The organism is Acinetobacter sp. ANC 4204, assembly GCF_002135205.1.
In the GTDB taxonomy this organism is placed as follows: Bacteria; Pseudomonadota; Gammaproteobacteria; order Pseudomonadales; family Moraxellaceae; genus Acinetobacter.
Map to the genome: position 1 here is coordinate 17,242 of NZ_NEFZ01000002.1, position 12,488 is coordinate 29,729.

The 12,488-nt window shown below is 42.6% G+C and carries 13 protein-coding genes; 11 read left to right on the top strand and 2 right to left on the bottom strand.

The features are described 5' to 3' along the window. The first annotated feature begins 60 nt into the window (after positions 1–60). The 3 genes from B9T36_RS03985 to ruvB all read left to right on the top strand — a co-directional run bounded on the left by B9T36_RS03985 (position 61) and on the right by ruvB (position 3,385). Positions 61–1,401, top strand: coding sequence for a deoxyguanosinetriphosphate triphosphohydrolase (locus tag B9T36_RS03985; protein ID WP_086208278.1), 1,341 nt, complete (start codon positions 61–63; stop codon positions 1,399–1,401). 126 nt (positions 1,402–1,527) lie between these two features. After that, a complete protein-coding gene (gene ruvA / locus B9T36_RS03990) occupies positions 1,528–2,130 on the top strand; it encodes a Holliday junction branch migration protein RuvA (protein WP_086208279.1) in 603 nt (200 codons plus the stop codon). Positions 2,131–2,377: 247 nt separating this feature from the next. Beyond that, entirely contained in the window at positions 2,378–3,385 is a 1,008-nt protein-coding gene (gene ruvB, locus B9T36_RS03995; RefSeq protein ID WP_086208280.1) for a Holliday junction branch migration DNA helicase RuvB, read from the top strand. Positions 3,386–3,557: 172 nt separating this feature from the next. Here the strand turns inward: ruvB and B9T36_RS04000 are convergent, their stop codons facing one another. After that, the gene (locus B9T36_RS04000) at positions 3,558–4,562 is read right to left on the bottom strand and encodes a sensor domain-containing diguanylate cyclase (protein WP_086208281.1); all 1,005 of its coding nucleotides are present in this window, start codon (positions 4,560–4,562) and stop codon (positions 3,558–3,560) included. A gap of 532 nt (positions 4,563–5,094) precedes the next feature. Between B9T36_RS04000 and ybgC the strand changes: the two genes are divergently transcribed. The 6 genes from ybgC to pal all read left to right on the top strand — a co-directional run bounded on the left by ybgC (position 5,095) and on the right by pal (position 10,218). Next, on the top strand, positions 5,095–5,502 hold the full coding sequence (gene ybgC, locus B9T36_RS04005; RefSeq protein ID WP_086208282.1) for a tol-pal system-associated acyl-CoA thioesterase: 408 nt from the start codon (positions 5,095–5,097) through the stop codon (positions 5,500–5,502). A 26-nt stretch (positions 5,503–5,528) separates the two neighbouring features. After that, entirely contained in the window at positions 5,529–6,227 is a 699-nt protein-coding gene (gene tolQ / locus B9T36_RS04010) for a protein TolQ (RefSeq protein WP_086208283.1), read from the top strand. Next, on the top strand, positions 6,227–6,679 hold the full coding sequence (gene tolR, locus B9T36_RS04015; RefSeq protein WP_086208284.1) for a protein TolR: 453 nt from the start codon (positions 6,227–6,229) through the stop codon (positions 6,677–6,679). The genes tolQ and tolR overlap by 1 nt, the downstream gene beginning before the upstream one ends. A gap of 3 nt (positions 6,680–6,682) precedes the next feature. After that, the gene (gene tolA, locus B9T36_RS04020) at positions 6,683–7,990 is read left to right on the top strand and encodes a cell envelope integrity protein TolA (RefSeq protein WP_086208285.1); all 1,308 of its coding nucleotides are present in this window, start codon (positions 6,683–6,685) and stop codon (positions 7,988–7,990) included. 326 nt (positions 7,991–8,316) lie between these two features. Further along, complete coding sequence (gene tolB / locus B9T36_RS04025; protein ID WP_171264424.1) at positions 8,317–9,600, top strand: Tol-Pal system beta propeller repeat protein TolB; 1,284 nt, start codon at positions 8,317–8,319, stop codon at positions 9,598–9,600. Between the two features lie 48 nt (positions 9,601–9,648). After that, positions 9,649–10,218 carry a peptidoglycan-associated lipoprotein Pal gene (pal, locus tag B9T36_RS04030; protein ID WP_086208287.1) on the top strand — a complete coding sequence of 190 codons (570 nt, stop codon included), beginning with the start codon at positions 9,649–9,651 and terminating at the stop codon, positions 10,216–10,218. Positions 10,219–10,276: 58 nt separating this feature from the next. Here the strand turns inward: pal and B9T36_RS04035 are convergent, their stop codons facing one another. Continuing rightward, entirely contained in the window at positions 10,277–10,477 is a 201-nt protein-coding gene (locus tag B9T36_RS04035; protein WP_086208288.1) for an NF038105 family protein, read from the bottom strand. Positions 10,478–10,658: 181 nt separating this feature from the next. On the opposite strand from B9T36_RS04035, the gene B9T36_RS04040 reads away from it, so the two are divergent. Together B9T36_RS04040 and B9T36_RS04045 are read left to right on the top strand one after the other, a co-directional pair. Next, positions 10,659–11,633 carry a class 1 fructose-bisphosphatase gene (locus tag B9T36_RS04040; protein WP_086208289.1) on the top strand — a complete coding sequence of 325 codons (975 nt, stop codon included), beginning with the start codon at positions 10,659–10,661 and terminating at the stop codon, positions 11,631–11,633. 52 nt (positions 11,634–11,685) lie between these two features. Continuing rightward, positions 11,686–12,462: a TrmH family RNA methyltransferase gene (locus B9T36_RS04045; protein WP_086208290.1), complete on the top strand. Its 777-nt coding sequence runs from the start codon at positions 11,686–11,688 to the stop codon at positions 12,460–12,462. Positions 12,463–12,488: the final 26 nt, after the last annotated feature.

Consider the following 12,488-nt stretch of genomic DNA (forward strand, 5'->3'; position numbering starts at 1 on the left):
TCTAGAGCTCGTCACACTTTTTTGGCATGATGAAGCCAATAACTCACTGAATAACGATAAATGATGCAAATGCGTTGGTTAGAACTGCTCTCAACAGTTCGTATTGGAAGTAAAAAACAAAACACAGAATTGGCACGCAGCCCATTTCACAAAGATTATGACCGAATTATTTTTTCCCAAAGTTTTCGCCAACTGAACCGAAAAACCCAAGTCCATCCACTAACTCAACACGATGGCATTCATACTCGTTTAACCCATTCACTCGAAGTCTCCTGCATTGGGCGCTCTCTCGGCATGCTCGCAGCGGAAAAAATCAAAGACGAACTACCAATGTGGATTTCCCCTGCCGATGTTGGAGCCATTATTCAAGCGGCTTGTTTAGCACATGATATTGGGAACCCACCGTTTGGTCATGCAGGTGAATATGCCATTCGTGAATGGTTTGATGATGCATCACACGGCAACTTTTTGGAGAAACTTTCCGCAGAGGAACAAGCTGATGTGCGTCAGTTTGAAGGCAATGCCCAAGGTCTGCGTCTACTGACTAAAATTGACTATCATCCTAATGATGGTGGCATGCGTCTAACCTATGCAACATTGGGAGCTTACTTAAAATATCCGTGGCTATCGAAAACCATCGAATCACAAGGCGATACCCCAGCCAGTAAACGTGCCAAATTTGGCTGCTATCAAGCAGAAAAAGAAATCCTGCAACAAATCGCAGAGCAACTCGGACTGATTCAACTGGGTGAATATCATTATTGTCGCCATCCACTGACTTATTTACTTGAAGCAGCAGATGATATTTGCTACGCCCTGATTGACCTTGAAGATGGCATCATTTTAAACATGTTGTCTTATGAAGAAGTTGAACCGATTTTTTTAAGCTTGCTTGGTGAATATAGTGCGCCAGTAGAACTCTCTATGCCAGATACCACGTGGCAGCAAAAAATTGCAGCGTTACGCGGACGGGTGATGAAACGTCTGGTTGAAGAAGTCACATCAGCTTTTGCCAAGCATCATTTTGAAATTTTAAGTGGACAACTGGCTGGCAGCTTATTGCAATACTGTGCTGCTGATATTGAGTTAGGCATTAACCGTGCGAAGGATTTAGCCCGCGATAAAATATTTGAACACCCGCAAAAAGCTGGTTTGGAAATTATTGCTCATCAAAGTTTGCAAAATATTTTAGATGCCTTTATTCCGCTCACTACACCGCATAAAACCTTAAGTTTTAAAGAGCAGCGCTTAATGGCTATTTTATGTCGTTCTGGTGCACACTTTGGCAGTAACCATTATGAAAATATCATGCAGGTCTTAGATATTATTTCTAAGTTTTCAGACCACCAAGCCTATAACTTGTCTCAGGAATTACAAGGTAATAAAGCAGGATTGATTTAAACCTCTCATCAGCATCCAATTTGATGATAAAGCCATCAATCTCAACTCAATTTTTCGTGAGTCTTTTGCCTTTCTGCGCAATGCTCACTACTATGCAACCATTGATAAAAAAGTGAATCACACAACATGATCGGATGTCTTATTGGTGAAGTCTTCGCACTAGAAGCACCCACCGTACTTTTAAATGTAAATGGTGTCGGTTATGAAATTGATACACCACTGACGACCTTCTGCCAACTACAAAAAGGGCAGAAAATTACCTTATGGACGCACCTTGCCGTTCGCGAGGACGCTCAACTGCTCTATGGTTTTCTACATCAACAAGAAAAAATCATTTTTCGCACGCTATTAAAGGTCAACGGTGTCGGCCCTAAAATGGCTTTAGGTATTCTGTCCACACTCAGTGTCGATATGCTCATTCATACTGTTGAACATGAAGATATCAATACTCTGGTTAAAGTACCGGGCGTGGGTAAAAAAACCGCTGAACGTTTGATGATTGAGCTACGTGATCGCTTTAAAGCGATGTCTTCAGGCGCAGCGCCAAGCAATTCAACCGTTGAACAAATCCAGTTCACAGGCAACTCTGCCGTGGCAGAAGCCGAAGCTGCATTGCAGTCTTTAGGGTACAAACCTCTAGAAGCACAGAAATTAGTCAATGCTGCAAAAGGTGATTTTACTGAGGCGAGCGACATCATCCGTGCTGCTCTCAAATCCATGAATAAATAATTCAAATAGACACACCAATACACCTAAATTGGATACACGAAGGCGACATGGATGTCGCCATGTTGGATTGGGATATAAGGACATATCCTCAATCCAACACAAGATTTACTTGCGGACTTTTAAATATATTTAAAAGCCCTCATTTTGATCTTTCAAAAGTAAGGCAATGCCTACACAATGGTACCTAAACACAAATCATAATTTGAGGCTGTGCCTCGAAAGTTCAGCCAGAGATTGATTTAACTATATGCAAGACCGTCTCATCGGTGGTTCCGAAAAACCCGAAGATCATATCGACCGCGCAATCCGCCCGACCTCACTCGATGACTACATCGGTCAACCCGTGGTTCGTGAACAAATGGAAATCTTTATTGGTGCAGCCCGTGGTCGTGGTGAAGCCCTTGATCACACCTTAATTTTTGGTCCACCGGGACTGGGTAAAACTACACTGGCCAATATTATTGCCCGTGAAATGGGTGGAAACCTCAAGTCGACTTCGGGCCCTGTACTAGAACGTGCTGGGGATTTGGCAGCCATGCTGACCAACCTTGAAGAAGGTGATGTGCTATTTATTGATGAAATTCATCGTCTTTCCCCCGTGATTGAAGAAATTCTGTACCCTGCGATGGAAGACTACCAACTCGATATTATGATTGGTGAAGGTCCAGCGGCTCGTTCCATTAAACTCGACTTACCCCCTTTTACTTTAGTTGCTGCAACCACACGTGCAGGGCTCCTCACCTCTCCTTTACGTGACCGTTTTGGTATTGTGCAACGCCTTGAGTTCTATTCAGTCACTGACTTGACGCATATTGTGACTCGTTCAGCCAATTTGATGGATGTACCGATTACGCGAGAAGGTTCAGCAGAAATTGCACGTCGTTCTCGTGGTACACCGCGTATCGCCAACCGTTTACTACGTCGAGTCCGTGACTATGCGCAAGTCAAAGGTACAGGTGAAGTGACACAAGATATGGCGCAACGTGCACTCGATATGCTCAATGTCGACAAAGACGGTTTAGATACTTTAGACCGTCGTTATTTGAGTATGTTACTTGAGCGTTTTGATGGTGGGCCTGCGGGCGTAGAAGCTTTAGCAGCAGCAATGGCTGAAGACTCAGGTACGCTTGAAGATGTGATTGAACCGTATTTGATCCAGCAAGGTTATGTGATGCGCACCGCTCGGGGGCGTATCACCACCAATATGGCATATTTACAGTTTGGACTGACCCCGCCTGAACCCAAAGACAAATAAAAACATGATGTCATCTTAAAAAGAACAGCGAACTGAGCTGCTAGCTAAATAGGGCCACTACATTCGCTGTTCTGTATTTGACAGTAAGAACTATACGCCAAAGCTAAAAATTAGCATATTATCAAAATCTTAACTAAGCCTAAGCGCTTTTTAATTTACGATGAGAAGCAACTTATTGCATGTTTTTACGTTGCTTTTTTTGCAGGTACATTTGTTGATCCGCGAACTCAATTAAAGGATCAATTTCCAAAGCATCCTCGGGGTAGATTGCAAGTCCGACACTCGCCCCTATTTTTAAATCTAATTGTTCAAAGCGGAAAGGCAGCCCACACGCTTCAGCAATTCGATTCATCGCTGATGTAGCTAAATCTCTATTCGCAACACTGCTGAGTATTACTGCAAACTCGTCACCGCCAAGGCGTGCAACTAAATCCTCTTGTCTTATATTGTTTTTGATGCGATGTGCAATTTCTTTTAACGCGACATCTCCCATACGGTGACCAAATTGATCATTGATCGTTTTTAATCCATCCATATCAATCATCAAAACACCAATATGCTTTCCGTGTTTCTTGGCCTGTAGCACGCCTTGTCTTAAATAATCTAAAAATAATGCACGATTGGATAAACCCGTCAGGTGGTCTTGAGTCGCAAGTTTATATAACTCCTGCGCACCAAACTTGGTGGCGTGGTACATTGCTGCGGCAATTAACTCTGACATCAAGCTCAAGAGTTGCAAATCACTTTCTTGAAATGCTTCTACATCTTCAGAGTAAATTTTTAGCACGCCCACCGCTTCACCACAATGAGTTAACGGTACTACAGCCATTGACCTCAGCCCGACTCGTCGGCATGCTTCACGATCCACACGCGAATCATTTTCACTATCGGTACAATACAAAGTCGTGTTTTGTTCTACACATAAGCCAGACAAACTATTGAGCTTATGAAGCCGTAGCCCAAGTAAGTGGGCTGCTCCACCAGATACAGCGCGATACACCATATCGCCATTTTCATCAAGCTCGACTACAGCACCTTTTGCATTGGTGATTTGCTGTGCTTGTTCAGCAACCAATGTCATGACTGCGTTGAGATCCAAACCAAGTTTTGCGATAGACGTTTGCGTCTGAATCACGGACATAAGTTGCGATGGTGTAGGTTGGTTGGCGTTGCTCATAACATCTATAAACACTTACATTTTTGGATTATTTAAAAAAATTATACAATTTGCATCGCATAAACTGAATATTTTCAAGCGATACGCGATCAAATACAGATGACACTACCACGTGATAATCACTGTCTTCATGTGATAATCATGATAAATCTTCAGCAATAGACCCCATACCCTTTGGTATGTTGCACCAATATAAGCAGCCAAGACAACTGCTTCTTTATACACAGCGGTAAAGACATATATGTGCATACAGCCGAGTTAAAGAATTCAAATACGTCCCCATCACCAAAAATAAAAGCTACTTTCTCAACTAGAATGTGCTTAATGCCACCTATAGTTACACAGTGAAATAGTTGTATGATCAGGAACCCTAATATTTGACACCTTGTGCCATTGGAGTGAAATCTCAAACTGCTAAACTTCGAGCCGTTACTCCACTTGACGTATCTAAATTTTAAGGCTGTATACTTGAATATAAAAGCGTCAAGGAACCTAAAATCAATTCATAAACTGAATAAAACGGAATACCCTCATGGCGAATAAATTCGAATTCAACATTCGTGTCTATATTGAAGATACCGATGCAGGTGGCATTGTTTACCACGCCAATCATATTCGCTTTATGGAACGTACCCGTACCGAATGGCTACGTGCTGCGGGTGTAGACCATTACTGGCACCAAAAAGACTATAATTTTGTAGTACACAAAATTAATGTGAAATATTCACGTCCAATTTTAATGGATGATTTAATTACTGTTACAGCAAGTGTTGTTTCGTGTAAGGCGACGTCATTTGTGTTGCAACAAAATATTTATCGTGGTGAAATCATGCTTGCATCTGGCGAAGTCGAATTGGCATGTATCAGTTCAGAAATGAAACCACGTCGCCTGCCAGATGAAATTCGTAACCTGATTCTGAAGGAATTAGGACAAGACTAAAAAAATTATTGGCACATGTAGTAACTATGGCAACTCAACTCGAATCATCTCTTCAAGTTTCAGATCTAATTTTACAAGCAAGCCCTGTCGTACAACTGATAATGCTGGCTTTACTTTTGGCCTCGCTGTTTAGCTGGTATCTGATTGCCAAGTTACACATGAGTTATAAAAAAGCACAGGCAGACGATGAGCATTTCCAAAAAATTTTTTGGTCGGGTGCTGAGCTGAATACGCTATATAACAATGCGCAACTTAACTCCAAACGTGTCGGCCTTGAGGACATTTTCTATCAAGGTTTGGGGGAGTTTTTAAAACTAAAAAAACGCAATGCTGCACCAGCACAAACCATTGAAGGTACAGAACGTATTTTACGTGTAGGGCTAAGTCGTGACCAAAGCCAACTTGAACAAGGCTTAGGTGCTTTGGCCAGCATTGGTTCTGTTGCCCCTTATGTTGGTTTATTTGGTACCGTGTGGGGCATCATGAATGCGTTCATTGGTTTAGCTGACGTAGATCAAGTCACCCTTGCAACAGTTGCACCAGGTATTGCTGAAGCACTCATTGCTACAGCGATTGGTTTATTTGCTGCTATTCCCGCAGTATTGGCATTTAACCATTACACAGGAAAAGGCGAAACGGTTTACTCCGATCGTGCTTTATTTGCAGAAGAAATGGTTGCGTTATTACAACGTCAGTCTTTGGGTGAAACTAAGGAACATGACTAATGGCAATTCAACGTTCAGGACGCTTCGAGCGCATTAAAAAACCACTAAAAAGTGAGATGAACGTCGTCCCATATATTGACGTCATGCTCGTATTATTAGTCATCTTCATGGTGACTGCACCCATGATTACCAGTGGCATCAATGTCGATCTGCCACAAGCCAATGGCAATCCTATTGAATCAAAAGATGCACCTGCAATGGTCAGCTTAGATAAAGAAGGTCGCTATTTTCTTAAATATAAAACGCATAGTTCAACTGAACCTTTGGCTTTATCTGAATTGACGTCTATTTTAAGTGAAGCACAACAACAAGCTCAGGCTGAAAACAAAACTTTAACTGTTGTTGTAGAAGGTGAACAGTCTCGCTCTTATGGCGAAGTCATGTCACTTATGAACAGTCTACAAGAAGCGGGTCTCACCCAAGTTGGATTACTCACAGAGCCATTAAAGTAATTTATGAAAGATTTTAAAAAGCCACCTTTTAAACAAAAAGCCATCGCGCTTGGATTTACCTTTGGTATCCATGTGATTGCTGTTGTTGGCTTACTTTATCTTGGTATGAGTAAACCACCTGAGCCACCGAAGCAAATCAAGACTGTTCTGATTAAACCCGAGGACTTAAAGCCTGTTACACTTGAAGAAACAGAGTTTACTGAAACAGCACATGAAAATGTAGCCAAAGAAATCACACAAACGGCTCCCCCCACTGTAGAGCCTGCACCTGTTATTCCAACCACACCACCTATAACACCCGTTGTGCCAAAGGTCGATACTCAAAAAGCAGCTGCGGATGCCAAAGCCGCTGAAGCAGCAGCGCGTAAAGCAGAAATGCAAAAGCAGTTAGAGGCACGTGCGAAGGCTGAAGCTGAAAAACTTAAAGCACAGCAAGAGCGTGCCGAAGCCCGAGCTGCCGAACAAGCGAAAGCTGCTGAAAGAGCCAAACTGGATGCTGCCACAAAAGCCGAAGCAGATGCAAAACACCGAGCAAACTTAGAAGCATTGAAAAAAGCGGAAGCTGTACAAAAAGCGAAGCTTGAAGCACAGAAGAAAGCTGATCTCGCTAAAAAGCAGCAACAAATTACTGATGCCAATAAAGCTAAAGCTACGGCGGATGCAAAGGCCAAAGCGGATGCAGATAAAGCCAAGGCTGCCGCTGATGCAAAACGTAAAGCCGATGCAGACAAAGCAAAAGTCGCCGCTGATGCGAAGGCTAAAGCAGATGCCGATAAAGCCAAGGCAAATGCCGATGCTAAAGCTAAAGCAGATGCAGCGAAAACCAAAGCCGACGCTGATGCGAAACGTAAGGCCGATGCGGATAAAGCTAAGGCAAATGCTGATGCAAAAGCCAAAGCAGATGCAGAAAAAGCCAAGGCTGCCGCTGATGCAAAACGTAAAGCCGATGCCGAAGCAAAAGAGCGTGCGGCTGAAGCAGCACGTGCTTCATCTGCCAAACAGGCAGCCGAAGAAGCTGCACAAAAGAAAGCTGAGGCCAAACAAATTGCGTCCACGGCAAAACGAGACTTTGAAAATAAAATTAAGCGTGCATGGGATACCCCTGCCGGCTCAAGTGGGAAAACAGCGACAGCACGTGTGACGCTATCAGATAATGGTACTGTGCGGTCCGTCATTGTGAGTTCTAGCGACCCAGACATGAAAGCCAGTGTTGAAGCCGCGGTTCGTTCTGCTGCACCCTACCCTATGCCATCAGACCCAGAGGCGCGCAGACAAGCTCAAAGTTTTACTTCATCATTTACTGCAAAATAAAAATATCCCCTGAACAAAATCAGGGGATATTTATTTTGAGCACAATATGAAGTTTTTGTAGCGTTCTATGACCTAAAAGTACGTCAACTTTATACATCAAAATTATTTGATGTTTCAGCTATTCCATAACCGTTTCCGCACATCTATGACCTTGATCGGGTGATTCCTTTTCCTATTTACGCTTAAACCACTTAATTCGTACTCACTTTTCACAGTGTTATAACAGATCAATCATAATTTCATGCTTTCAATATTAGAAAATCATGCCATTATGTAGAACAATTAAATCCACAATAAAAGACGTTTGTTTGAGTAAATAACGAATGATGGAAATGACGCGTAAACACCTTCTTAGCCTAGCTATTTTAACTGCTTTTAGCCCAGTCTTAGTGACTCAAGCACATGCCCAGCTTCATTTAGAAATTGCAAAAGCACCTGAAGAAGCACCGAAAATTGCAATCGTGCCATTTAGCAATGACAGCAGTCTTTATCCTATTATTGAAACGGATTTAAATCGCTCAGGAAAATTCACCAGTTCCTCAAAAAATCTACCCGCGACAGCCAGTATGAATACACCTAATGCAGCTAACTGGCAGGCAGCTGGTGTACCGTATGTGGTGACTGGTACAGTTAAGCCTGCTGCAAATGGCGGTTTCGAAGTCCAGTACCAACTTTATGATGTCCAGAAACAACAATACCTTTTAAATGAATTATTAACCGTTCCAGCATCCCGTGTGCGCTCTGCCGCACACATGATTAGTGATGCTATCTATCAAGCACTTACAGGTATTCCTGGTGACTTTAGCGGACGGATTGCTTATGTACTACGTAATCCAGCTACGCCAGAACAACGCTACACACTTCAAATTGCCGATACCGATGGTGAGCAACCTCGGACGATCTTAACGTCACGTGATCCAATTTTATCACCAGCTTGGACTCCAGATGCCAAGAAAATTGCCTATGTGTCATTTGAAACTAAACGCCCCGCAATTTACGTTCAAGACCTTTCTACAGGTACACGAGAAAAACTTGCCAGCTTCCGTGGTCTTAATGGTGCGCCAAGTTTCTCACCAGATGGTAAGAGCATGTTGTTTACAGCATCTATGCATGGCAACCCTGAAATCTACCAAATGAACTTAGAAACCCGTCAGTTACAACGTATGACCAATGACAGCGCGATTGATACTGAAGCGCGTTATGCTCCTGATGGCAAATCGTTTATTTTCACGTCTGACCGTGGTGGCTCTGCGCAGATTTATCGTTACGACTTCGACAGCAGTAACTATAAACGCCTAACTTTCCGTGGCGCATTCAATGCACGTGGCACACTCAGTGCCGATGGCAAAAAACTGGCACTAGTACACCGTCCAAGTGGCAGTAACTATAAAGTCGCGATTCAAGACCTAAACTCAAGTGTCACCAATATTTTAACGCCAACCAGTTTGGATGAATCACCAAGTTTTTCACCAAACGGACAAATGGTGGTCTATGCCACACGTGAAGGCTCACGTGGTTTGCTCTCGATCATGTCATTGGATGGACGCTTCCGTATGAACCTTCCAAGCGAACAAGGTGAAGTACGCGAACCCGCTTGGGCGCCTAAATAATTTTTAACTGTCTTTTTTAGTAATCATCAGTTTTCATGGAGATGAAGAATGAAATCAATCAAACTTTTAGCCCTTCCGATTTTAGCAACTGCTCTAGTTATGACTGGTTGTGCAAGTCGTAAACCAGCAGCAACAATTGAGGCGGGTCAAAACCCAAATGGTGCCACCACAGTCAACACACAAGGTCTAAGTGAAGATGCTGCATTAAATGCACAAAATCTTGCAGGTGCATCAGCAAAAGGTGTGACTGAAGCAAACAAAGCATTTTTAGCAAAACGTGTTGTTCACTTTGACTACGATAGTAGCGAACTCAGTAATGAAGACTATCAAACTTTGCAAGCACATGCTCAGTTCCTCGTGGCTAATGCAAACTCTCGCGTAGCGTTAACAGGCCATACCGATGAACGCGGTACACGTGAGTACAACATGGCATTAGGCGAACGTCGTGCTAAAGCTGTTGAGAGTTTCTTAATCACTACAGGTGTAAGTCCAAACCAACTTGAAGCTGTTAGCTATGGTAAAGAAATGCCTATCAATGCCGGTCATGATGAAAATGCATGGAAAGAAAACCGTCGCGTAGAAATTAACTACGAAGCTGTACCGCCACTATTAAAATAGTAGTCGTTTCTTCAGCTATAAAAAAAGCGCTCAATTTCATGGGCGCTTTTTTTTATGACTAAACTTGTTCAGGCTTGGGATCTTGGTCAGACTCTTCAGCGTGTTGCATAGACTCAATCATGTCATGCTTATTGAACTTTTTGTACTCAGCTTTGGCTTCATAATCTTGCCATGCTTTTTTTACACTATCCGCTGAAATGTCATCTAGAGTAATCCCTTCGCTCGGCGTTGGAGTCGCATCAAATTTTTGCGTAGTCATTGTTGTGCTCCTATTTTTACCTGATGTTCCTTTCATCAACATAGCACTTTCCACGAGACTTGCAAGGGTAAAATCACAGCAAATAGTCGAGTTTAATTGTTCTTTTGCCTCGTTCTCGACTAAAATATAGCGCAAAGTTGATTTTATTATGTATTCAAGTTTTAGTGGAGCCTTCCCCCTTATGTCATATCTCAATCTGTCCCAATTCTTAGAACAACAAACGGGAAATCTTACGCCTGAATTGGCTCAAGTGATTAGCACAATTGCTAACACTTGCCAGACCATTGATCAAGCTTTGCAAAAAGGTGCCTTAGCAGGAGTTTTGGGCAGTGCACAAAATGAAAATGTGCAAGGTGAAGAACAAAAAAAATTAGATGTGATTTCAAATGACTATTTAATTGATGCTTTAAAAGTACACCCACAGGTTGGTGGTTTAGCTTCTGAAGAATTAGATGAATTCACCCCAGCTCAAGAAAATGGCAAATATTTAGTGTTATTTGACCCTCTTGATGGTTCAAGCAACATCGACATTAATATGTGCGTGGGTACTATTTTCTCAATCTTGCCTGCAAAAAATGCAGTAACTCAAGCTGAAGACTTTATGCAAGCAGGCAACCAGCAAGTTGCTGCGGGTTATGTGCTCTATGGTCCATCCACCATGTTAGCGTTAACAGTCGGTGCAGGTACTGTGTTTTTCACTTTCGATCCTGAAACTCAACAATTCTTGCTCACTTCTGAAAATATTCAAGTAGCAGCAGATACCAAAGAATATGCAATTAACTCATCCAATCAACGTCACTGGGAGAATCCAGTAAAACGTTATATTGATGAACTGCTTGCAGGTAAAACAGGTCCGCGTGAGAAAGACTTCAACATGCGTTGGGTTGCATGTATGGTTGGCGACATTCACCGTATTCTTTGCCGTAGTGGTATTTTCATGTACCCATACGACCTCAAAGATCCGACAAAAGCAGGTCGCCTGCGTTTAATGTATGAAGCAAACCCAATGAGTATGTTAATTGAACAGGCTGGCGGTGCATCTACAACGGGTCGCGTTCGTATTTTAGACATTCAACCAACAGACCTACACCAACGTGTCCCTGTGATTATTGGTTCTAAAAACGAAGTCGATCTTGTGACTGGCTACCACAACTAATTTTTTAAAATGCGCATAACCATCTAACGCGTTATGCGCACGAGTCTCCCTCATGTCAATCGTTTTTCTTGAATCAAAAGACAACCCAAAGATTAAACATCTGCGTGGTTTAATCGAACAAAGTAGTTACCGTAAAAAGCAAGGTCAAACCGTGCTTGAAGGGACACACTTAGGCTTAGCTTGGGTTGAAAAAAAGAAGAAACTCAATTCTATTTTCACCACTGAAAATGCACTCGAACACCCTGATATTTGCGATATTTTAGATGAATATGAAGGTGCTGTTTTTGTCATTGCTGAAAGCCTGTATCGAGACTTAAGCACACTGGGTACCACTTTGCCCTTCTTGGCAGTTGTAGACTTACCGAGTTCAAGCCAAAGCGTAGACTTTAGCTTAGACACCCTGATTTTGGAAAATATTCAAGATCCAGGTAATGTCGGTACACTCCTCCGCTCCGCAGCTGCTGCAGGGATTAAACAAGTGATCTGCACCAAAGGCTCAGCATCACTTTGGTCGCCACGTGTATTACGCGCTGGTATGGGAGCGCATTTCTCGCTCAACACCTATGAAAATGTTGCCATCGAAGATGTACTCGAGCGCTTTGAAATTCCAGTGTATGTCACCAGCTCACATCAAGCTGAAAGCCTGTATCAAAAAGATTTAACCCAAGCTTGTGTCTGGATCTTAGGTAACGAAGGTCAAGGTGTTTCTGATTTTGCTTTGGCCCATGCTCAAGCAGTTAGCATTCCACAACCAGGTGGTCAAGAGTCTCTTAATGTGGCAATTGCAGGTTCAATTTGTTTCTTTGAAATGGTACGACAGCGACTTTAAAATCGTTAAGTTATATTAATTAAAGT

Coding starts and splice junctions, on each gene's coding strand:
- B9T36_RS03985 (WP_086208278.1), top strand. CDS start 61: ATGATGCAAATGCGTTGGTTAGAACTGCTCTCAACAGTTCGTATTGGA.
- ruvA (WP_086208279.1), top strand. CDS start 1,528: ATGATCGGATGTCTTATTGGTGAAGTCTTCGCACTAGAAGCACCCACC.
- ruvB (WP_086208280.1), top strand. CDS start 2,378: ATGCAAGACCGTCTCATCGGTGGTTCCGAAAAACCCGAAGATCATATC.
- B9T36_RS04000 (WP_086208281.1), bottom strand. CDS start 4,562: ATGAGCAACGCCAACCAACCTACACCATCGCAACTTATGTCCGTGATT.
- ybgC (WP_086208282.1), top strand. CDS start 5,095: ATGGCGAATAAATTCGAATTCAACATTCGTGTCTATATTGAAGATACC.
- tolQ (WP_086208283.1), top strand. CDS start 5,529: ATGGCAACTCAACTCGAATCATCTCTTCAAGTTTCAGATCTAATTTTA.
- tolR (WP_086208284.1), top strand. CDS start 6,227: ATGGCAATTCAACGTTCAGGACGCTTCGAGCGCATTAAAAAACCACTA.
- tolA (WP_086208285.1), top strand. CDS start 6,683: ATGAAAGATTTTAAAAAGCCACCTTTTAAACAAAAAGCCATCGCGCTT.
- tolB (WP_171264424.1), top strand. CDS start 8,317: ATGGAAATGACGCGTAAACACCTTCTTAGCCTAGCTATTTTAACTGCT.
- pal (WP_086208287.1), top strand. CDS start 9,649: ATGAAATCAATCAAACTTTTAGCCCTTCCGATTTTAGCAACTGCTCTA.
- B9T36_RS04035 (WP_086208288.1), bottom strand. CDS start 10,477: ATGACTACGCAAAAATTTGATGCGACTCCAACGCCGAGCGAAGGGATT.
- B9T36_RS04040 (WP_086208289.1), top strand. CDS start 10,659: ATGTCATATCTCAATCTGTCCCAATTCTTAGAACAACAAACGGGAAAT.
- B9T36_RS04045 (WP_086208290.1), top strand. CDS start 11,686: ATGTCAATCGTTTTTCTTGAATCAAAAGACAACCCAAAGATTAAACAT.